Below are 19,975 nucleotides of genomic sequence, written 5' to 3' on the forward strand. Positions count from 1 at the left end.
TCGTATGCAACAGCGAACCATTATCAATAACATCGCGATTCTTGATCATGAACAAACGATTACTCGCGGGCATTTGAAGATTAGTAATGGAACAATCACTGAAGTGAGTGACGAACCTTTTGTAGCGCAATCATTCCTTGAGGAACAAGACGTTGTGCATAATTACGAAGCAAATTGCTTATGCCGGGTCTCGTTAATACGCACATGCATATGCCAATGTCGATTTTGCGCGGTGTGAGTGATGACCTTCCACTCGACCGTTGGTTAAAAGAAGTCATTTGGCCGCTTGAAGGGAAAATGACGAGAGAAATGGCTCGTGCAGGCATTGGTTTATCGTTAATTGAAAGCATTCGCTCAGGGACAACCGCTTTTTCTGATATGTATCATCTAGCCAGAGAAGATGCACATGAATTAGCGGTTGCAAGTGGCTTAAAAGCACAGCTTACACGAGGGATGATCACTGCTTTTAGTAACGAACAAGAAAACGAACAGAAATTACAGCAAGCGTCTGAATTTGCTAAAGCGATGAATAATGATTCAACAGGGCGACTACGGGGTGCATTATTTCCACATGCTCCGTACACGAATTCTCTTTCGTTTTTACATCGTGTACGAGACGTTGCTGAGAGCGAGCGACTAGATGTCCAAATTCATATCGCAGAGACGGAAAAAGAAGTTAAGGAGCACGTGCAGCAATTTGGAAAACGACCAGTGGAGCATTTGCTCGCTGAAGAAATAATCGGAAAAGGTTCATTGCTCGTTCATTCTGTTCATGTTACCGATGACGAACTTGAACAAATGCATAAGGCAAGCGTCAACGTCTCACACAATCCACAAAGTAACTTAAAGCTCGGTTCGGGGATTGCACCGGTTGAAAAAATGGTTGACCAGGGTATTGTCGTTAGTTTAGGAACAGACAGTGCAGCGTCAAACAATACTTTGGATGTGTTTACTGAAATGCGACAAGCAGCAATGCTTCATAAAGGGACGTCTAAACGTGCTGAAGCAATCACCGCAAATGATGCGTTTAAGATGGCGACTGTAAATGGTAACAAAAGTATCGGCTTTCATAAGAGCGGTTTAATTAAAGAAGGTTACGATGCAGATTTTATTTTGCTGGACGCAAAAGCCCCGCACCTTCAACCGTACCGCAACCGAGTTGGGACCGTTGTGTATGCAGCGAACAAAAATGACGTAACTGACGTGTATGTGAACGGTCAAGCCGTCATGCAAAACCGAGTCATCGTAACGCTAGATGAAGAGAAGTTGTTGTATAAAGCAAATCGTGCCCAACAGGAGCTTTTAGGAATCCATGTGTGATTGGGAGGAACTTTGATGAAGAAGTGGATTGCTATTGGGATCTTTTTCATTGGCATTGTAATCACCAGTCTTCTCGTCTGGTTGTATCAATCGGCTTATGCTGAGCATTCAGATGTTGAAGAGCGACTCGGTGGACAGATTCTCCGAGAAGAAGGCGTAACAAGTGTAGGGAATTGGTACCATTACCGAGGAGACGACGTAATCACAGTTGCGACCGTTATGGTTGATGAACAAGAGGAATATTGGTTTTTTAATGATGAACAAGCACGCTTTGATGTGATTGCAACAGATTCGGTGATTACTGAAGAAGAAGCGATTAACAGTGCAATGGCAGAGGCGGATGACGCATCGTCACTTCGTCGGGTAGCACTCGGTCTTGAAGCTGAGACACCGATATTCGAAGTGATTTATGAAGACGAAACAGGTGCGCACGTGTATCATGTTGTTGATGCCTATTCAGGTGAAACCTCGTATGTTTATCGTTTGCCGTGATTGATCTTCGTTTAGAGCTTGAAGTTCACGTGGCACTTTCGTAAACTAGATAAGTAAGATATGCAGGAAGTTTGAAGGGAGTTACCTAGAATTGAAACCGACCATTCATACGATTGGAAACCATGCTGGCGAAGAAGTGACCATCGGTTGCTGGCTAGCGAATAAACGCTCAAGCGGTAAGATTGCTTTTATGCAGTTACGCGATGGGACAGGCTTTATTCAAGGCGTCGTCGTAAAAGCAGAAGTAGGAGAAGAGTTATTTCAACAAGTTAAAGGCTTAGGACAAGAAAGCTCGTTGTACGTAACAGGCGTTGTACAAGCGGATGACCGTGCACCATCTGGTTACGAGTTAACGGTAAAGAACGTCGAAGTTATTCAACATGCTGAAGACTATCCGATTACACCGAAGGAACACGGAACAGAATTCCTCATGGACCACCGTCATTTGTGGATCCGTTCAAGTAAGCAACATGCTGTTCTGCGCATTCGTGATGTGATTATTAATGCAACCTACCGTTTCTATCATGAACGTGGCTTTACGAAAGTAGACCCACCGATTTTAACAGCGAATTCAGCTGAAGGAACGACGGAGCTTTTCCATACGAAATACTTTGATGAAGATGCATTTCTTTCGCAATCTGGTCAATTGTATATGGAAGCTGCAGCGATGGCATTCCAACGTGTGTACTCTTTTGGACCGACGTTCCGTGCTGAAAAATCAAAAACGAGACGTCACCTGATTGAGTTTTGGATGATTGAGCCGGAAATGGCGTTTGTTGACCATGAAGAAAGCTTAGAAATCCAAGAAGAGTACGTGTCATATCTCGCTCAAGCGGTGTTAAACGAAGCGAAAGCAGAGTTGAAAGTGCTCGGGCGTGACACTGAACAACTTGAGAAGATTAAAGCACCGTTTGCTCGAATTACGTACAAAGAAGCAATTGAGCGTTTGCAAGCAAAGGATTACGAAATCAAGTGGGGCGAAGACTTAGGTGCTCCGCATGAAACTGAACTGGCTAATCAATTTGATACACCTGTATTTATTACGCATTGGCCAAAAGACATTAAGGCGTTTTATATGAAGCCAGACCCAGAAAACGAAGACGTCGTCCTCTGTGCGGATTTAATTGCACCAGAAGGTTATGGTGAAATTATTGGGGGAAGCCAGAGAATTGATGACTATTCGCTTATGGAAGAACGATTTAAAGAACACGACTTGTCCGATGATGCGTATCGTTGGTATTTGCAGCTTCGTGAATATGGAAGTGTTCCTCATTCAGGATTTGGACTCGGTTTAGAGCGTACGGTTGCTTGGTTATCAGGAACTGAACACGTTCGTGAAACGATTCCATTCCCACGTCTTTTGAATCGTTTGTATCCATAAGAGGGTGTACCCATCTCCTCACGTCATGTTGGAGATGGGTTTTTACAGCAAAACAATGATTGAGGTGAAACGGATGGATAAGAATCGAATCATCGACTTGTTAGAAGAAGGGCACATCTCCATCCCGGTTGTATTTCTAGATTATTATGATGCACTAGGCATTCATGAGCGCGATATGATGTTACTGTTGCATTTACATCGTGAGATTTCAAAAGGGCAACACTTTCCGACGCCAGAGCAACTTGCACGGAAAATGTCACTAACGATTGACAGTTGTCAAGATGGGTTAAAACGATTAATGCAGCGAGGCGTTCTTTCAATCGAACAACGACAAGATCATGGAATTGTCTATGAATCATATAGTTTACGTCCTTTCTATGAAAAAATTATTCTTTATTTAGAAGCTGAACAAAAAGACGAGCAAAAAAATGACTCGTTAGGTGGCGAACTGTATTCACTTTTTGAAAATGAATTCGGTAGGCCTTTATCACCGATGGAAATTGAAACACTCGGACTGTGGATTGATAAAGACAAGTATTCATATGAACTAATTAAAGCAGCCCTTAAAGAAGCGGTTATTTCTGGAAAGTTGAATTTGCGTTACATTGATCGCATTCTCTTCGAATGGCAAAAGAAAGGCATTACAACACCAGAAGCTGCGCTACAAGAAAGTATGAACTTCCGTAAAAATCAACGAAAGCCTGAATTAACAGGTGCTGGCAAACAAAGTCGAGAGCCATATCCGAACTACAACTGGCTTGAATCGGATTAAAAAATAGAAGAGGTAAGACAATCATGCTTAGCAAAAAATTAACGACGCATGCGCTCGATACGATTGCGCACATGTATCCAGAAGCAGAATGCGAATTAACCCATAGCAATGCATTTGAACTGTTAGTTGCCGTCATTTTGTCAGCACAGTGCACCGATGCGCTCGTCAATAAAGTGACGCCAGGGTTGTTCGATAAATACAGACAGCCTGAAGACTATGTCAATGCCACGCAAGAAGAGGTGGAAGAAGACATTCGTCGAATCGGTCTGTTTCGTAACAAAGCGAAAAACTTACGGAAGATGAGTGAATCGTTACTCGTTCATTATGGTGGGGAAGTTCCACAAGACCGCGATGAATTAATGAAACTTGCAGGAGTCGGGCGTAAAACAGCAAATGTGGTCGCTTCGGTTGCCTTTGATTTACCTGCAATTGCGGTTGATACCCACGTCGAGCGAGTGTCAAAGAGATTAGGGATTTGTCGCTGGAAAGATTCGGTATTAGAAGTAGAGAAAACACTCATGGTAAAGCTTCCAGAAGATCGCTGGTCACAAGCTCACCATCAATTGATCTTTTTTGGTCGATACTTTTGTAAAGCAAGAAACCCTCAATGCGAATTATGTCCACTATTAGACATTTGTCGTGAAGGAAAAAAACGCGTGCCGGAGGAACAACGATGATGACAGCCGAACTACACAAGCTCGATGAATTAAAGCAGTCTTTGCCTTTTGGTGAGCAAGAGTCATGGCGTCTTCAGCAGCTAGAGAACAAGCTCAAAGGTGAAGATGTTTTTTCTGTTGCGATTTGTGGACATTTTTCAGCAGGGAAATCAACGCTCATAAACCAATTGCTCGGCGCAAATCTTTTACCGTCTAGTCCAGTTCCTACAACTGCTAACATTATGACGATTCAAGGCGGGGAAGAAACCGCAATTCAAGCGATTAAAAACAATGGTCAAGAAGAACAGTTTCAAGGTCATATTCCGTGGGAAAAACTTCAGCAACTGGCTCTTGATGGAGATGGTGTGAAAGAAATTGTTCTCACCTTACCTATACCGTTTTTAAAACGGAAGGTGACCTTGGCAGATACTCCAGGAATGGATTCAACAGATCCAACGCACGGTCGTTACACAGCAAATCAGCTGTTAACGACCGATGCAATCATTTATGTGACCGATTACAATCACGTTCGCTCACAAACGAATTTACAATTTTTGAAGCAGTTGCAACGTGAAAACAAACCGTTTGTGATCGTTGTCAATCAAATCGATAAACATAATGACGATGAGCTATCGTTTTCAATTTTTAAACACGGTTTGCTCGATATGCTTCAACGTTACGGTATAAAGCCAGTTAAAGTATTCACAACGAGTGCTAGAGCAAAAAACCACCCGTACAACGAGCTAGAGTCGTTTATCAATGAAACGCGTTCGTGGTTGTATCATAGTGAAGCACTCATTGACGAATCTCAAAAGCGTATGCTAGAGAGCGCTGTAGAATCTTTACGCGATCGACTGTTTCAAGATCGTAGTGAACTCGATGATGATATTGCCAAAGAAATGGAACGAGCGGGCTATAGTGAAGACAATCAAAAACGCTACAACCATTTACAAAAAGAGCGTGCAGAAGTTGAAGGTAAGCTCCAAAAAGAATTGGACAATGTAAAACAATTCTTTACTGTTTTCTATAAACAAACGAACTTGTTCCCACATGACGTAACCGAGCGAATGAAAGAATGGTTACGCGTGATGGACCCGTCATTTAAAGTTGGCTTTTTCGGATCAAAGAAGAAAAAGAAAGAACTTCAAGGTGAGCATTTCACAGCGTACTACGAACTCATAAAGGACCGTTTTGAAGCGGAAATTCGCCTCTACCTCTTACAGCGCATTAAAAAAGAACGTCTGCCTGAAAATGTAGAAAAAATTGCAATTGATCGTTTCGAGCGAATGGAACTGCCGAGTGATTCTTCGTGGTATGAAAGCTTTATCAGTTCTGGTGAGAAAAATGATCAATACGTGTATCAATTGGCAAAACAGTTAAATCAGAGCATTTTAACGACGGTCAAACGCGACACCGAAGCGGTGTATGAAGCGTTGCTTGATCAGCTTGATGAACGTAAAGAGCGAGCCATTGAAACGATTGAAAAGGAACTCGCAAGTTATGTAGAACTTGAACAGATTGAAACAACGTTCGAGCAACGAAAGCTTGAAGTCAAAGAGCAGCTAGAAGTCGTTGAACAAAAAGCAGCAACGCTTGAAGATACGAGCGACTTTGAGGATCAGATGCAATTGTTGTTCAAAAAAACAACAGGATTAGCCGGCGTTAGCGAGGATATTCAAGTTACTGAAGCTACTCCTTTGAAGAAAGCAGAAAAGGGAGAAGAACAAGCGACAGCTGACGTTTTGGCTCCACGTTATACGGTTCGTAACCAAAGCGATTATGAAGCGATCAAGGAAACGTTAGTTGCTCATCGTAATGAAGAAGTGGAGCATGAGAACCGTAAGGCACTTATTGAGCGTTTAGAAGCCTTTTCAGACCGTACGTATTCAGTCGTCGTCGCAGGTGCTTTTAGTGCGGGAAAATCAACGTTCTTAAACGCTTTACTAGAAGCAGACTTAATGCCAAGTTCACCGCACCCAACGACCGCATCGCTTACTGTCGTTAAAGCGCCAACAAAAGAGCTGCCGAATGAAACGGTGACCGTACAACTGAAATCACGAAAAGAATTAGAAGAAGAAGTCGAGCATGTTGCTTATTTGTGTGGAATGACACATACACTTGAATCGTTAAAGAATGCCGAAGGTCTCTCCATTCACAAAACCGATACGCTTGCTGAAAAGCAGTGGGTTGAGTATTTACGAGCGCTACAGATGGGTGTAAAAAAAGACCATCTTGAGCCTGGGAGCGCACTACAACTATCACTTAGCGAATGGCAAGAAATGGCAGTTGATGAATCAGAAGCATGTCTTATTGATTTTTCACACGTGTATTACCATTCAACATGGACTGACGCTGGCTTTGAACTCATTGATACTCCAGGAGTACAAAGTGTTCACGAACGTCATACCCAACTGGCCATGAATGAAATTGCAAAGGCAGATGCGTTCTTGTATTTGATGTACTATCACCATGCATACTCAGATGCTGATGCGAAGTTCATGGAGAAAATTAAACAAATCCAGTCCCCGGATTATGTGCTCATCAATGCAAGTGATCTTGCACATGATGAAGCTGAACGAGAAGCTGTTGAAAGCCACGTCGTTGAGCAGCTTAAAACGAATGAACATCACGAATCAGTCGTCGTCTCAATTTCAAGTAAACGAGCGAGAATGAGTAATAATGAAGAAGGCATCGCTTCGTTTTTACAAGACTTTGATGAGAGTATGGAACCGAAGCTTCAATACCGTGCTCAAAAAGAGCTTGACGAACTTCTTGAAGATCATGCTAACCATTTGACGAAATGGATGCAATTTTTTGAGCTTCCTAAAGAAGTTCGCGAAAAGCGGAAAGCAACATTGAAATATCCTGCTGCACAAAAGCAAGAGGAATTACGAGCAGTAAAGGCTACACTTGAAGCAGAAGACATGAATATTCGTTCGTTCGCCATTTATAGTCACAAACGTCTCGTACTACAATGGACGGATGAATTGAAGAAGCGACTTACACCAGCAGTCTTTCAAAGCGATCAAGCTCAAGAACGTGAAGAAAGCTTGCGAGAGGAGCTTGAGAAGTGGCTAGAAGACGTGTCAAAGTCTTGGCAAGAAAACATCGTACAAGAGAACAAACGTCTACAAACCCTCTTCCATGAGCACGTGATACAGCTTCAAGACGTAACTGTTAACACGACCGTCGAGTTACAAGCAGCAAAAACGTTAAAGTTAACCGATCGTTTAAAAGAAGTCAAAGTGAAAAAGAACTTCTTAACGGATGAGAAATCAAGCCAATGGTTAAGTCAACTGACCGAAGCGCTTTCTAAGCAATTAAAAGCTACACTAGAAACGTATAGTGAACGAGTACGTGGCGAATGGAACGACCTCGTTACGAGTTATGTAGAAACATCAGAAAACGAAATTAAGAGAAAGAAGCAAGAAAACGAACAGCAACTTCACAAATGGCTGCTCGATACACCACCAACAGAAAGTATCGAACAAGAACGAAGTGCCATTTTTACGCATGTAAATAAATAAGTGAAAAGCAGCGTAGACGATGTCTATGCTGCTTTTTTAAATCCATAGAAAAAAAAGCCACTCTCCAAAAGAATTGCTTTGGAGAGTGGCTTTGTGATCTTAACTTTTATTCGTCATTATCATCGTCTGAATCATCATCTTCTGGTGGTTCAGGTGTATCGTCTGATTCGTCATCATCACTATCGTTGCCATCACCATCATTACCATCACCGGACTCATTGTCGTCTGTTGGTGGGGATGGTTCGTCTGGTGAGTCAGAATCGCCATCTTCAGGGGAGGTAGAATCTTCTTCATCGACAAGGTCTTCATCGATTTCCTCTTCCTCTTCTTCCTCTTCCTCAGGCTCTTCTTCTTCAACGGCTTCGGCTATTTCGACGCTCGTTTGTGCGGTGTCGAGCGGTTGACCGTTGCGAGTCGCGACGACCTCGAAGCTATGGGTGCTTTCACGAGCGGGATCTGCGAGAATGAATTGTTGATCACTGCTCGATTGAACTTCGCTCATTTGTTCGCCGTTAACGCCGTGACGTACTGTGAAGGTCACACCTTCCATTTCTTCTTCAGGGAAGCTCCAGCTTACGATGATTTGATTGTTGTCTTCATCAAAACCTGCTGTTAAGTCTGAGATTGCTGCTTCTACTTCAGGCTCAGGTGGTGTATCTGGTGTGTTACCACAAATGTAGAGTTCGCCACCTTGCTCACATACTGAATCAGGTCGTGAGAAGTCAGAAACATCCATCCCTTGGTGAACTTCTTGCATGACAATCCGGAAGATGTGTCGGGCAATTTCATGCTCAGCTCCTGATAGATAACCGTCGTTATTGTTGGCGTAACCAGTCCAGATTGACGCGGTATATTCAGGGCTGTATCCCGCAAACCAAATGTCTGGCACACCGCCTTGTGGGATGTTGAGACGGTTACGAGTGTCTGTATCAAAGTTCGATGTACCGTTTTACCAGCGAGTGGTAATCCTTGTACGTTTGCTTGATTACCTGTACCTCGTGGATCCGTGAGTACACCTTTAAGCATGTCAGTCATCATATACGCTGTATAATCGTGCATCGCTCGATTCGGCTCTGGTGTTAAGTTGAGTTCACGTTCATCACGAAATACGATTTTTCGGATGCTGTGTGGCTCGTTATAGACACCGTCATTTCCGAAGGCGGCATATGCACCTGCAATTTTCTCACTTGATGTTTCAAAAGCACCGAGTGCATGCGCTTCGTAATAATTTTCAAAGTTAAAGCCTAGACGTTCTGCAAACTGGTGGGAATTCTCAACGCCTGCTTCTTGATGTGCTTTGAGCGCTGGGATGTTTAACGACCGCACGAGCGCTTCACGCATCGTTACTTCACCACTATAGTTTCCAGAAGCGTTCGTAATCGATTGACCACTAGAATATTCATGGGGTTCATCGACGAGTGTATGACCGGTGCCCCAACCATGTTCTTCAATCGCAGGCCCAAAGTCCATAAACGGTTTCACCGTAGAACCTGGATGACCGTTACCACGACTCGCATAGTTGAATCCAGCTTCAATTTCCTCGCCGTGACGATCGCCTACCATAGCACGAATGCCGCCAGTTTCATTATCTAACAATGTGAAACCAACTTGGAATGACTCGTTGTCTGGATAGGAACTAATAAACTCATCAGTCTGAACGACACGCTCTGCAAATTCTTGTGCTTCTGGGTCAATCGTCGTGTAAATGTCAAACCCAGCGGCATAAAGATCACCGATAGAAAGGCCATCAATTTGTTCAATTTCATCGCGCACGTGGTTCATAAATGAAGTATGACCGATTGTATCATCAGCTGGCGTATGATTAATTTGATCGTGAATGGACGTGTTACGCGCCTCATCCGCTTCTTCACTTGAAATTAGTTCTTGGTCTTCCATCATGCCGATGATCAAATTTCTACGACTCTCAGCATTTTCTGGGTTGTCGATTGGATTGTAGTAAGAAGGACGTCTCGGCACTGCAGCAAGTACTGCTGCATCAGCAACGGTTAGCTCACTTAAATCTTCTTTACCGAACCAACGAATGGAAGCTTCACCAATTCCGTATGCATCAGAGCTAAAATAAATAATGTTTAAATACATTTCAAGAATCTCATCTTTACTGTACTGACGCTCTAATTGAAAGGCTAACCATTGTTCTTGAAGCTTTCTAGAGATTGTCTTGTCCGCGCTTAAAAATGCATTACGAACAACTTGTTGTGTGATTGTACTTGCACCTTCAGAACCGAACCCACCAGTAATGTTGGCGACAACAGCTCCTCCGAGACGACGTACATCAATTCCCATGTGATCATAAAAGCGCATGTCCTCAACCGCAACAAAGGCGTTGCTCACATGTTCTGGAATTTCTTCAATGGAACGATAACTTCGTTTTTCGGCACCGTGTAATCGGCCGAGTTCGTTGTCGTTCACGTCGTATACGGTGGCCCCTTCAGCAAGCATCAACTCTTCAGGGTCTAACTCTGGTGCGCCACTAATAATGGCAGCCGCAGTTGCACCTCCGGCAATTAGACCAACGCCCATTATTACGAATAAGCTAATCAGTATTTTTTTCCATATGGATTTTTTTTGCTTCGGTTTTTTGTTCTTTTGTTGCTTTTTGTTTCCTGATTGTTGTGCACGACGTTTTTCTGTTCTCGACGTGTATTCACTCATCGTACTTCCCTCATTTCTCAAAAACCTCAATGAATTTGTCGCTGTTCCCCGAAAAATGTTACACGTTCAGTCGAAATAATTGTTCCACAGCAGGCAAAAAGTCAATAGTAGGTAAAATGCTTGGGTTCACAAAGATTCCAAGAGTTGCAATGTCATCTTTTTTTTATTGATTTACGGTCGGTTTCTGCTTTTAGCTTCATAAAATCTTCGGCTTTTAACACATACGTTTCTTTAGAATGCGCAAACCGTAGAATTAAGAAAGCAAGGCCACCGTGTGCAGTCACTGCATTTAAATGCTCCATCTGATGGTCATGAATATTCTTCAGTGGAAACGATTGTTTTTGGTGGGTTTCTTTTGCTTCAAAATCCAAATGATAGCCTTTATAGATCCCATTGTAGTCTGTCGTAGATGCCTGGCGAAAATAAGCTTCAGTAATTTTAGCTCGAGTTCGTTTCGGGTAGTCGACAGAGACAATTTGAACAGGAGTGGGTTTTTTATGGATCACCGCTTTTCCGATTTGTAAGTAATGATGGATGGAAGAGTTAAGGTCATCTTCAAGTGTCATGCCTCGGTTTGCATTCCCATCATCGGTCTTTTTTGATGGGCTCACTTTCTTTTCATACAACTTACCGTTTGGGTAACGAAAAGCCAATTGAGAACAATCCTTTCCGTCTAATAAAAATTCAATCATTAATAATAGCATAGATAGAAGCTGTTACAAGGAAAAAGTTTTTAAGACATTCAATTTCATGTTAAAATTTCTATGAATGACTGAGGTGAAAACATGAGTGAAAAGTTAATGAACATCGGGTTTGGAAATGTTGTTCCAAGTGATCGCATCATTTCTATTATACAACCTGACTCGGCACCAACAAAGCGTTTAATTCAACAATTTAGAGAGCGAAAGTTAGTCATTGACGCAACGAACGGACGAAAGACTCGAAGTATGATCTTATTAGATAGTCAACATATTGTCTTGTCTGCCGTTCAACCTGAGACGATTTCGCAGCGGTTAACCGAAGATTAATCGCACAATTCTACAACTGCGCGTTCATTTTTGCGTTTTAAGAGAACTTTTGTAGAACAGAAAGCAGTTTTGTCAGCCTCAAAGGAAATGAGTTTTTAACCTTGAATGTTTGGAGTAAGCATATAGACGAGACGATGTTTGTCTAACCATTCAAGGGGGTTGATTCTCTTATGAAACTCGCAAAAACACAATACGTTGCTGATCAACTAAATGTGGCACCAAAGACGATCCAAAATTGGGTTCGTAAGCACGAGGTACCTGTAATTACAAATGACCGAGGTCATTATTTATATGACGTGTTGGCAATTGAGAAGCTAAGACAAGTGAAGGAGCGGCAACTACCGGACCGAGAGCCTGTGTTGCAAGAACTTGCCACGATCAAACCATCAGAAGATGAGAAGGCTTCAATCAAAGCATCGACACAAGAAGCAGAAAAGCGAATGGAAGATATTATTAAACGGTTAGATCATTTAGAGCGAATGATAGAGCAGAAAGCCGATGAAGTTGTGAGTTTTCAGTTGTTAAAGCACCGCACGGAATTAGACGATGTTCAACAATCAGTGAAAAGCATCGAAGACCAATTAACAGTCATTGAACATCAACAAGTTGAACAAGCGGAGAAGGAGAAAACGGTACAACCTAAATCACTCACTCCAAGAAAACGTCAGAGCATCTTTTCATTTAGCTAAATGATCACCAATTAAAAAAGGCACGGTGGTTGTTAATGAGTAAACAAATTCAAGAGCTGCAAACGACGTTACGAAGTGACATGCAAAAAGCAAAAGACTTTCAGCAACGTCAAGCGAACGGAGAATCATTTGATTTTAAAGAAACGATCGTTCCGTTCGTAAACGAAGTACAACAGCGCACAGAAGAGTGGAAAGAGCTTGTCCATAAATTTGTTCAAGCTGAACCGATGCAAACGTTAAACGCTACACAAGTTGAGCACACCTATGAGAATATGTATGTCATTCCAACGGAATCATTCCAAAAAACGATGCGAGAGCAACGGTTTATTGAACGAATACAAGCCGTCTTTTACGTGCTTGACCTCGTCGAAGAAGAAATGCAGACAGCAAGCGAACGTTAGTCGAGTTTGAGTGACGTTTTTAATATGTACGTTGTATCTGAGATTCGGAAACACACTGAACGTTAAGTAGATTTACTTAACGTTTTTTTGTATGGCGGCTTTTCAGTCTAAGTGCATGAGGCTAAAAAAACCAACGTGTAACTTTTTCGTAGTCATCTATTTTTTCTCACTGGAAATGGTAGATTACTTTGGCTGGCAATTTACCATACACGCATCACATTTGAGCGTATAAAAAACCGGTTGCGGATACATCCGCAACCGGTCTGCTCTTTAAAATCTTCCTGATTTGAGGATCGAATATAAAATGAGCAAAAACATAAAAAATGAAACGACAAAGCTAATTTCTATCACAGGTAATTGGACTAAAAAAGAGTTTTGATCGCCAAATGAAGAGCCAATAATGAGCCCAACCATAATAATGCTAAACGCCAAAAGTGTAATACTAAACGAAATCCGGTTACTAATGCGATCAAGCTTTCTAAAGAACAGATTGATCTTTGGCATGCGTACTTCTAACGACAAGTCATCGTCACCAATCCGATCAACGGCTCTTTTCACAGAGTCGGGGAGGGCGAGAATCGTCTTCGATTGTTTTTTGGCATCACGATAAAGCTCTTTCGTCCAGCTTTTCGGATTTAATCGCTCACGGGCAAGCTGCCTACCGTAAGGTTCGGCAATTTCTACGATGCTAAGATTTGGATCAAGTCGCATTAAAATGCTTTCAATCGTTATGACTGCTTTGGCAAGCAGTGTGTATTCTTTATGAATGCGAATGTTATAACGATGAGACGCTGCAAAGATGTCTCGAATTGCTTCACCAATCTTAATGTCTTCAAACGACTGTTCGTAGTATTTGTCGAGAAGAAACTCAACTTCTTCGCCAAACTCCTCATGATCGACCGTGTCAGGGACGTCTGCCATCGCATAAATCGTATCGGTCACTTCACGAATGTCGCGACGAGTCATCGCGATTACATAACTGATGAACTGATTTCTCATCGTCTTATTCAACCGGCCTACTTGGCCAAAGTCAAACATACAAATGTGTTCATCTTTCGTAAAGCTAAAGTTGCCAGGGTGAGGATCACTGTGGAACAACCCGTCAATCAATACTTGATGAAGAAAGGCATCAGCAAGTTCACGAGCAAATCGATTTCCTTGCTCTTCATCTTCTGGATGCCAATCGTGCAAACTAACCCCGTCAATATATTCCATCGTGATCATTTTGCGAGTGCTGTACTTTTCATAAATGCTTGGAATGGAGATCAAGGAGAAATCAGCCATGTTCGCACGCATTTTCTCCGTATTTCGCACTTCGATCGTATAGTCCGCTTCATTTCGAATGGCTTCCGCAAATTCATCAGCGATTTCTTCGAGGCGATAATACTCTGCCCAGCGAAAACGTTGTGTGAAAAGCTTTGCTAAGTCATGTAGAATGTCTAAATCCTTCTCAATCGTTTCTTTAATGTTAGGCCTTGCAACTTTTACAGCAACGACCGAGCCATCGAATAATGTCGCACGATGTACTTGACCAATTGATGCGGCTGCAATAGGGGTCTCATCAAACGATTGATAGGCTTTATGTAATGGCATGTTTAGTTCTTCTTCAACAATGTTTTTTAGTTCGCTGAATTTAAACGGCGGTACATTGTCTTGAAGCTCAACAAGTTCATCGACGATATAGTTCGGAAAGAGGTCTTCTCTCGTACTAATCATCTGACCGAGTTTAATAAACGTGGGACCAAGCTCTTCGAGAGCGTTTCGAATCCGCTCTCCGATGAGCCGATAGTTAGGGTCGCTAGGATTGGTAGCGAGTCGTTTCGGTAAAGAAAGGACGTGAAATAGACCGACTTCTTTAAGGACATAACCGAAACCGTGTCTTGCTAAAACGGTTACGATTTTACGGTAGCGGTTTGCGTGTTTTAAACCGTTGGAAAGCAATAGTCATCTTCCTTTTTACTCGTTGTCGTCGTTACGATCCTTCATTTGACGCTCTTTGAGCAAGCTTTCCAAATGAGTAAGTTTCTCTTCAACACGTTCTAAGTCATCACGTGTAGCAAGACCCATATCATTGAACATGGATTTCATCTTCGTTTTCGATGACTCCGTCCATTCTTGTTCTTTCGTTTCTCCCCGTTTAATTAATTCATCTGCAAATTGCTCTGCTTCTTTCGGGGTAATTCTACCACGTGATACGAGGTCATCTAAATACGTTTGTACTTTCTCAGTGCCTGCAACAGCAGCACCTAGACCTAGAAAAAAACCATTCTTTAACCACTCGTTCATCGTAAAAGCCTCCCTCATCATAGCGTTCTAACTATTTATTTTCCCGTTTTGTGACCGTTTTACTCTTGTTTCTACAAATTAATTGTTATCTTTAAACGTAGAAATGAGCAAGTAAATAATCGTTGCAAATGAAAACACAGTTAATGAGACGATTAGAAACGTGCTAGCTTCACTACCTGCATCATCTTCGCCATATGCAGCAAACGACTGCACTGGAATTAAGAATAGAACTAGAAAAGAGAAGAACGCCGTTGATAATTTTGCTTTCATGTTTAATTTCCTCCTTCATTCACGGTATTACCTCATTCATTATAGAAGTAAAACGCCCGTTTTTCAACGCAGACCGCCGAAGATTTGCTAGAAATCCTTCTGATGAGCAAGTGATCGTGAAATTTTTGCAGAAAAGCTTAAAGGATTAGGAAAGAGTGGCGCATTGTTGAAACACACATGCTATAATTGATACATTATCTAGAAAAGCGTTAATTGTTAAATAAAAAGGCGGTTTAGTTATGGCAGAGAATCAACAAATGATGAACAAAGTACAGCTAGAAGACATTATTATTGCCCATCAGACGTTAAAAGATGTCGTTACCCATACGCCATTGCAACGAGATGAAGTGCTCTCTGAGCGTTATGGTGCGAATATTTACTTAAAGCGAGAAGATATGCAAGTCGTTCGATCATTTAAGATTCGCGGCGCTTATAACTTAATGAAGAGCTTATCTGATGAGGAATTGGAAAATGGGGTCGTCTGTGCAAGTGCAGGGAACCACGCCCAAGGTGTGGCCTACTCTTGCCGCATTATGAAAGTAAAAGGCGCCATCTTCATGCCAACTACGACGCCACGTCAAAAGCAAGACCAAGTGAAACAATTTGGCAAAGAATTCGTCGATGTTATTATTACTGGCGATACGTTTGACGATGCGTTCAAAGAAGCGAAACGTTATGAAGAGAAGCATGGCATGACATTTGTGCACCCTTTTGATAATGAGAAGATTATTGCTGGCCAAGGAACCGTCGGTATGGAAATTTTAAATGACATCGGTGGGCAAATTGATTACGTATTTGCCTCAATCGGTGGTGGTGGGTTAATGGCTGGGCTCGGTACGTACGTAAAGTCCATCCAACCACAGGCAAAGCTAATTGGCGTAGAGCCTGAAGGTGCCCCGTCTATGCAACAAGCACTATTAAGAAAAGAAGTCATCGAACTTGAAGAGATCGATAAGTTCGTAGACGGTGCTGCTGTACAACGCGTTGGTGAACAGACGTTTAAAATGTGTGAGCAGTTAATTGATGACATCGTTCTCGTTCCAGAAGGAAAAGTCTGTTCAACCATTCTGGAGCTTTACAATCAGCAAGCAATCGTTGCTGAGCCAGCTGGAGCCATGTCAATTTCAGCGTTGGATTTCTATAAAGATGAAATAAAGGGCAAAACAGTCGTATGTGTCGTTAGTGGAGGGAACAATGATATTGGTCGTATGGCTGAGATGCGTGAGCGCTCGTTAATTTATGAAGGATTGCAACATTACTTTATCGTGAATTTCCCTCAACGCGCTGGTGCATTGCGAGAATTTCTAAATGACGTGTTAGGGCCAGACGATGATATTACACGGTTCGATTACGTAAAGAAGAACAATCGCTCAATCGCACCTGCTCTCGTTGGCATCGAATTAAAGTCAGCAGCTGATTACCCTGTGCTTATTCAACGAATGAAGGCTGAAGGATTTGATGTTGATGAAATTTCTACGTCAGATAAATTGTTTAACTTTGTACTATGATTATCCGTAGTCGAAGTGATGAATGGGTACTCTTTAATCAACATGAGCACGGGATGTTCACGGGACAATTGGCTCGGTGTTGGGGTGACGACATTCGCTTAAAACGCTCCGGCTTTACGGATGTTGTAACGGCTTGTTTTGAACATGACCGAGGTTGGCAAGTGGAAGATCATGTTCCTCGTTTTAACGAGAGTGAAGCGATGCCGTATGATTTCACATCCTTTCCAGATCCACTGAAGATCCCTCTGTATGAAAAGGGAATTACAGAAGCGGCTCTCATGAATAAACGTGCGGGTTATTTGATCAGTCAACATTTATCTAGCTTTTATGAAGCGCAAACAGACGATTTAGCAACCAAGTTCAAACAACAAGAAGAAAAAAGAAGGCGCGAACTATGGCTATCGCTAGACAATCAAGACGATCTTCGGTACGATTTATCCGTACTTCGTCTATTAGATGAGATTTCACTTTATGTTGCACTAAATGAGCCAGGTGTGAACAAAGAAGATGAATGGCCGTGGTTTAAACGAGGGTTTTCACAAACATTCTCGTTTTTAGGCGATCAGACGATTGAAGCGAATTGGAAGGATCATCAGTCTGTCACGCTCCATCCTTTTCCATTTCGCACTACTGTGACCGTTCCTCATAATTATCGAACGGTAAAGAAAACGAATGACAGTCCAGATGATTTCTTAAAAGCGTTTCAAACTAGTTCCCTACAAACCTTATGGGTGACGTTTAAACCGGTCACTTAATGGGAAATGACGTTTCAAGAACCTCGATCTTTCGGATTGGGGTTCTTCCTATGTAAGGAGGATTTTATGATTGCTGAACTATCTGAACAACAATTCAATGAGTACGAACGAGGATACGTCTTAGTCGTCTCGCCGTTTTGTTATACGTGTCAGATTGCAGAGCGATTTGTTTATGAGGCAAGTAAAGTGTGTGGAATTGAAGGTTCTGTGTACAAAATCAATTTGCAATTAACGAAGCACATCGCTGAAAAAGAACAAATCATGACGGTACCGACTTTATTGTATAAAAACGGCGATCATCGAGAAAGACTTGTGACGATGAAAAGTGTTGCGAATGTCGTTCATTGGATGAGTGCAAGAGAGGAGGAGCATTAATATGAAGCTCGCGCCTTCGTTTTCGTTGTATAACCCTGTAACAAACACGTATCATTCGTTAGAAGATTATGCAGGGAGCCCGCTATTGCTAACATTTTGGGCATCATGGTGTCCCGATTCACAAATTGATCTTGATAAAAAAACGCGGCTCTATGAACAATTAACAACGACCGGATTGCACATGCTTTTTGTGAATGTTGTTGGTCGTGAACGTGAAGAAGGAGCAGGGGAGAAGCTGATGAACACATTAGGAAACCCTGTACCTTACGTACTAGACAACCAACTTGATACGTATCGAGCCTATCGATGTGAAGGGGTTCCCTCTACATTTATCATCGATAGAGAAAGTAAGATTGTCAAAACGTTTGGTGATACTGAAGATTTTACAGTAATTATGAAACATCTCGTGCCTTACATTCGTTAAATAGAAAAGCAACGGTTGATTTGGTATGATAGATACCGAGACAGACGTAGCAGTTTTAGGAGGAATAACGATGCAAATCCGATCCATTGAACCAACACCAAGCCCGAATACGATGAAGCTAACGCTTGATCAAGCGTTAGGATCTGGCAAAAGTAACAACTATACGAAAGACAATCATAGTGATGCACCAAAAGAAATTCAAGAACTCTTCAAAATTGAAGGTATTAAAGGTGTGTATCACGTCGCTGATTTTATTGCGCTTGAACGCGAACCAAAGGCGAAATGGGAGCCCGTTTTGCAGAAGGCAAGACAAGTGTTTGGAGAAGATACAAAAGAAGACACGAATGAAGAACAAGTCGTAGCTGATCATTACGGTGAAGTACAAGTACAACTTCAAATGTTTAAAAACATCCCAATGCAGGTGAAGCTTTTAACGTCTGATGAAGAAAAGCGTGTCGGTTTGCCTGAGCGTTTTGAACAAGCTGCATTTAAAGCAGCGAATGCGGACGATAACATTGTATTAGATCGTTCTTGGGAAGAACGTGCTGTTCGTTACGGGAACGACCTTGAAGAAATCGGTCAAGAAGTGTTAGAAGAAGTGAAAGCAGCATACGATCAAGAACGATTAGATCGCCTCGTTCACTATGCAACGGATAGCAGTTCAGTAGAACGTCCAAAGCCTTATGCAGTGACAAAAGAAATGCTAGAAGATGCAGATTGGAAAAAGCGTTTTGCAGCACTCGATCAGATGGATCCAACAGAAGGCGATCTAGAAATTTTAGGCATCGCTATGAAAGATGAGAAACTTTCTGTGCGCCGCCTCGCTGTAACGTTAATTGGAATGATTGAAACCAAAGCTATTCTTCCTTATTTGTATGAAGCGATGAAAGATAAATCCGCAACCATTCGTCGAACAGCTGCAGACACGTTTTCTGACTTAGGAGATCCAAGTGCGATGGATGAAGTAATCAAAAGTTTGAGCGATAAGAGTAAGCTCGTACGTTGGAGAGCGGCAATGTTCTTGTTTGAAGTTGGAGATGAACGTGCAATTGAACCATTAAAAGCAGCCATTCCAGATCCTGAATTTGAAGTGGATATGCAAATGAAAATGGCACTAAAACGAATCGAAGGTGGAGAAGAAGCCAAAGGTTCCGTTTGGAAACAAATGACAGAGTCAGTAAGAGCGAAAGACTAATTAGAGGTGAAACATGAAACGAGAACAATTAATTGAAACACTTGAAGAGCGTAAGTTAACGGAGGTCCTCACTTTAATTGAAGAAGCTGAGAATGGCGAGTTTGATGAACTTGAACTCGTCGAGTCACTCGGTTTGTTGCAAGACCAACAATTAAATGATGCGGTCATTGATTATTTAAAGTCGTTGGAAGTAGAGATCATTTACGTGCGTGACGAAGAGTAA

Annotated in this window: 21 protein-coding genes and 1 pseudogene; 16 read left to right on the forward strand and 6 right to left on the reverse strand. The window is 42.1% G+C overall.

Translation table 11 applies throughout. The features are described from left to right. Positions 1–4: 4 nt before the first annotated feature. The 7 genes from JCM19038_RS22180 to JCM19038_RS01880 all read left to right on the forward strand — a co-directional run bounded on the left by JCM19038_RS22180 (position 5) and on the right by JCM19038_RS01880 (position 8,148). Positions 5–238 (forward strand): hypothetical protein, encoded by a 234-nt coding sequence (locus tag JCM19038_RS22180; RefSeq protein WP_152549309.1) that lies wholly within the window; start codon positions 5–7, stop codon positions 236–238. Beyond that, positions 217–1,320 (forward strand): amidohydrolase, encoded by a 1,104-nt coding sequence (locus tag JCM19038_RS01855; protein WP_238554241.1) that lies wholly within the window; start codon positions 217–219, stop codon positions 1,318–1,320. Before JCM19038_RS22180 ends, JCM19038_RS01855 begins: the two co-directional genes overlap by 22 nt. Before the next feature lie 15 nt (positions 1,321–1,335). Continuing rightward, complete coding sequence (locus JCM19038_RS01860; RefSeq protein ID WP_042413883.1) at positions 1,336–1,812, forward strand: hypothetical protein; 477 nt, start codon at positions 1,336–1,338, stop codon at positions 1,810–1,812. Positions 1,813–1,903: 91 nt separating this feature from the next. Beyond that, a complete protein-coding gene (asnS, locus tag JCM19038_RS01865) occupies positions 1,904–3,193 on the forward strand; it encodes an asparagine--tRNA ligase (protein WP_042413886.1) in 1,290 nt (429 codons plus the stop codon). A gap of 73 nt (positions 3,194–3,266) precedes the next feature. Beyond that, the gene (locus JCM19038_RS01870; protein WP_042413890.1) at positions 3,267–3,965 is read left to right on the forward strand and encodes a DnaD domain-containing protein; all 699 of its coding nucleotides are present in this window, start codon (positions 3,267–3,269) and stop codon (positions 3,963–3,965) included. Between the two features lie 23 nt (positions 3,966–3,988). Then, positions 3,989–4,642 (forward strand): endonuclease III, encoded by a 654-nt coding sequence (gene nth, locus JCM19038_RS01875; protein WP_042413893.1) that lies wholly within the window; start codon positions 3,989–3,991, stop codon positions 4,640–4,642. After that, positions 4,639–8,148: a dynamin family protein gene (locus JCM19038_RS01880; RefSeq protein WP_081831537.1), complete on the forward strand. Its 3,510-nt coding sequence runs from the start codon at positions 4,639–4,641 to the stop codon at positions 8,146–8,148. Before nth ends, JCM19038_RS01880 begins: the two co-directional genes overlap by 4 nt. A gap of 106 nt (positions 8,149–8,254) precedes the next feature. Here the strand turns inward: JCM19038_RS01880 and JCM19038_RS20255 are convergent, their stop codons facing one another. The 3 genes and pseudogenes from JCM19038_RS20255 to recU form a co-directional block, all read right to left on the reverse strand. Next, positions 8,255–8,884, reverse strand: coding sequence for a hypothetical protein (locus tag JCM19038_RS20255; protein WP_052360935.1), 630 nt, complete (start codon positions 8,882–8,884; stop codon positions 8,255–8,257). Next, positions 8,782–10,821 (reverse strand): transglycosylase domain-containing protein, encoded by a 2,040-nt coding sequence (locus JCM19038_RS01885; protein ID WP_052360937.1) that lies wholly within the window; start codon positions 10,819–10,821, stop codon positions 8,782–8,784. Before JCM19038_RS01885 ends, JCM19038_RS20255 begins: the two co-directional genes overlap by 103 nt. 58 nt (positions 10,822–10,879) lie before the next feature. Further along, a pseudogene (recU, locus tag JCM19038_RS01890) lies at positions 10,880–11,474 on the reverse strand (Holliday junction resolvase RecU). 132 nt (positions 11,475–11,606) lie between these two features. Here recU and JCM19038_RS01895 point away from each other — a divergent pair. The 3 genes from JCM19038_RS01895 to JCM19038_RS01905 all read left to right on the forward strand — a co-directional run bounded on the left by JCM19038_RS01895 (position 11,607) and on the right by JCM19038_RS01905 (position 12,939). Then, positions 11,607–11,849: a DUF370 domain-containing protein gene (locus JCM19038_RS01895; protein WP_042359220.1), complete on the forward strand. Its 243-nt coding sequence runs from the start codon at positions 11,607–11,609 to the stop codon at positions 11,847–11,849. 170 nt (positions 11,850–12,019) lie between these two features. Beyond that, positions 12,020–12,538, forward strand: a complete 519-nt coding sequence (locus tag JCM19038_RS01900) for a MerR family transcriptional regulator (RefSeq protein WP_042413899.1) — start codon at positions 12,020–12,022, stop codon at positions 12,536–12,538. Positions 12,539–12,573: 35 nt separating this feature from the next. Then, positions 12,574–12,939 (forward strand): DUF1798 family protein, encoded by a 366-nt coding sequence (locus tag JCM19038_RS01905; RefSeq protein WP_042413901.1) that lies wholly within the window; start codon positions 12,574–12,576, stop codon positions 12,937–12,939. Positions 12,940–13,209: 270 nt separating this feature from the next. Here JCM19038_RS01905 and JCM19038_RS01910 read toward each other — a convergent pair whose 3' ends face one another. The 3 genes from JCM19038_RS01910 to JCM19038_RS01920 form a co-directional block, all read right to left on the reverse strand. Next, positions 13,210–14,880, reverse strand: a complete 1,671-nt coding sequence (locus tag JCM19038_RS01910) for an AarF/ABC1/UbiB kinase family protein (RefSeq protein ID WP_042413904.1) — start codon at positions 14,878–14,880, stop codon at positions 13,210–13,212. A 15-nt stretch (positions 14,881–14,895) separates the two neighbouring features. Further along, positions 14,896–15,225, reverse strand: coding sequence for a phasin family protein (locus JCM19038_RS01915; protein ID WP_042360092.1), 330 nt, complete (start codon positions 15,223–15,225; stop codon positions 14,896–14,898). A gap of 78 nt (positions 15,226–15,303) precedes the next feature. Continuing rightward, positions 15,304–15,495 carry a hypothetical protein gene (locus tag JCM19038_RS01920; RefSeq protein ID WP_042360091.1) on the reverse strand — a complete coding sequence of 64 codons (192 nt, stop codon included), beginning with the start codon at positions 15,493–15,495 and terminating at the stop codon, positions 15,304–15,306. A gap of 239 nt (positions 15,496–15,734) precedes the next feature. Between JCM19038_RS01920 and ilvA the strand changes: the two genes are divergently transcribed. The 6 genes from ilvA (at position 15,735) to JCM19038_RS01950 (ending at position 19,975) form a co-directional block, all read left to right on the forward strand. Then, a complete protein-coding gene (gene ilvA / locus JCM19038_RS01925) occupies positions 15,735–17,003 on the forward strand; it encodes a threonine ammonia-lyase IlvA (protein ID WP_042360090.1) in 1,269 nt (422 codons plus the stop codon). Positions 17,004–17,056: 53 nt separating this feature from the next. After that, on the forward strand, positions 17,057–17,758 hold the full coding sequence (locus JCM19038_RS01930) for a DUF3891 family protein (protein WP_238554242.1): 702 nt from the start codon (positions 17,057–17,059) through the stop codon (positions 17,756–17,758). A 66-nt stretch (positions 17,759–17,824) separates the two neighbouring features. Further along, entirely contained in the window at positions 17,825–18,133 is a 309-nt protein-coding gene (locus JCM19038_RS01935; protein WP_042413910.1) for a thioredoxin family protein, read from the forward strand. A 1-nt stretch (position 18,134) separates the two neighbouring features. Then, positions 18,135–18,557 carry a TlpA disulfide reductase family protein gene (locus JCM19038_RS01940; protein WP_042413915.1) on the forward strand — a complete coding sequence of 141 codons (423 nt, stop codon included), beginning with the start codon at positions 18,135–18,137 and terminating at the stop codon, positions 18,555–18,557. Positions 18,558–18,627: 70 nt separating this feature from the next. Then, positions 18,628–19,752, forward strand: a complete 1,125-nt coding sequence (locus JCM19038_RS01945; RefSeq protein WP_042413917.1) for a virulence factor — start codon at positions 18,628–18,630, stop codon at positions 19,750–19,752. Between the two features lie 13 nt (positions 19,753–19,765). Continuing rightward, positions 19,766–19,975 (forward strand): hypothetical protein, encoded by a 210-nt coding sequence (locus tag JCM19038_RS01950; protein ID WP_042360084.1) that lies wholly within the window; start codon positions 19,766–19,768, stop codon positions 19,973–19,975.

This window comes from Geomicrobium sp. JCM 19038, assembly GCF_000698125.1.
Lineage (GTDB): Bacteria > Bacillota > Bacilli > Bacillales > Marinococcaceae > Geomicrobium_A.

What these genes read in the sequence shown, in the direction of transcription:
- JCM19038_RS01870 (WP_042413890.1), top strand. Translation starts at nt 3,267, where the DNA reads ATGGATAAGAATCGAATCATCGACTTGTTAGAAGAAGGGCACATCTCC.
- JCM19038_RS01930 (WP_238554242.1), top strand. Translation starts at nt 17,057, where the DNA reads ATGTTCACGGGACAATTGGCTCGGTGTTGGGGTGACGACATTCGCTTA.
- JCM19038_RS01900 (WP_042413899.1), top strand. Translation starts at nt 12,020, where the DNA reads ATGAAACTCGCAAAAACACAATACGTTGCTGATCAACTAAATGTGGCA.
- JCM19038_RS01905 (WP_042413901.1), top strand. Translation starts at nt 12,574, where the DNA reads ATGAGTAAACAAATTCAAGAGCTGCAAACGACGTTACGAAGTGACATG.
- JCM19038_RS01945 (WP_042413917.1), top strand. Translation starts at nt 18,628, where the DNA reads ATGCAAATCCGATCCATTGAACCAACACCAAGCCCGAATACGATGAAG.
- JCM19038_RS01940 (WP_042413915.1), top strand. Translation starts at nt 18,135, where the DNA reads ATGAAGCTCGCGCCTTCGTTTTCGTTGTATAACCCTGTAACAAACACG.
- JCM19038_RS01935 (WP_042413910.1), top strand. Translation starts at nt 17,825, where the DNA reads ATGATTGCTGAACTATCTGAACAACAATTCAATGAGTACGAACGAGGA.
- JCM19038_RS01880 (WP_081831537.1), top strand. Translation starts at nt 4,639, where the DNA reads ATGATGACAGCCGAACTACACAAGCTCGATGAATTAAAGCAGTCTTTG.
- JCM19038_RS20255 (WP_052360935.1), bottom strand. Translation starts at nt 8,884, where the DNA reads ATGGATGTTTCTGACTTCTCACGACCTGATTCAGTATGTGAGCAAGGT.
- JCM19038_RS01920 (WP_042360091.1), bottom strand. Translation starts at nt 15,495, where the DNA reads ATGAAAGCAAAATTATCAACGGCGTTCTTCTCTTTTCTAGTTCTATTC.
- JCM19038_RS01885 (WP_052360937.1), bottom strand. Translation starts at nt 10,821, where the DNA reads ATGAGTGAATACACGTCGAGAACAGAAAAACGTCGTGCACAACAATCA.
- JCM19038_RS01855 (WP_238554241.1), top strand. Translation starts at nt 217, where the DNA reads ATGTCGATTTTGCGCGGTGTGAGTGATGACCTTCCACTCGACCGTTGG.
- JCM19038_RS01895 (WP_042359220.1), top strand. Translation starts at nt 11,607, where the DNA reads ATGAGTGAAAAGTTAATGAACATCGGGTTTGGAAATGTTGTTCCAAGT.
- nth (WP_042413893.1), top strand. Translation starts at nt 3,989, where the DNA reads ATGCTTAGCAAAAAATTAACGACGCATGCGCTCGATACGATTGCGCAC.
- JCM19038_RS01950 (WP_042360084.1), top strand. Translation starts at nt 19,766, where the DNA reads ATGAAACGAGAACAATTAATTGAAACACTTGAAGAGCGTAAGTTAACG.
- JCM19038_RS22180 (WP_152549309.1), top strand. Translation starts at nt 5, where the DNA reads ATGCAACAGCGAACCATTATCAATAACATCGCGATTCTTGATCATGAA.
- JCM19038_RS01860 (WP_042413883.1), top strand. Translation starts at nt 1,336, where the DNA reads ATGAAGAAGTGGATTGCTATTGGGATCTTTTTCATTGGCATTGTAATC.
- ilvA (WP_042360090.1), top strand. Translation starts at nt 15,735, where the DNA reads ATGGCAGAGAATCAACAAATGATGAACAAAGTACAGCTAGAAGACATT.
- JCM19038_RS01915 (WP_042360092.1), bottom strand. Translation starts at nt 15,225, where the DNA reads ATGAACGAGTGGTTAAAGAATGGTTTTTTTCTAGGTCTAGGTGCTGCT.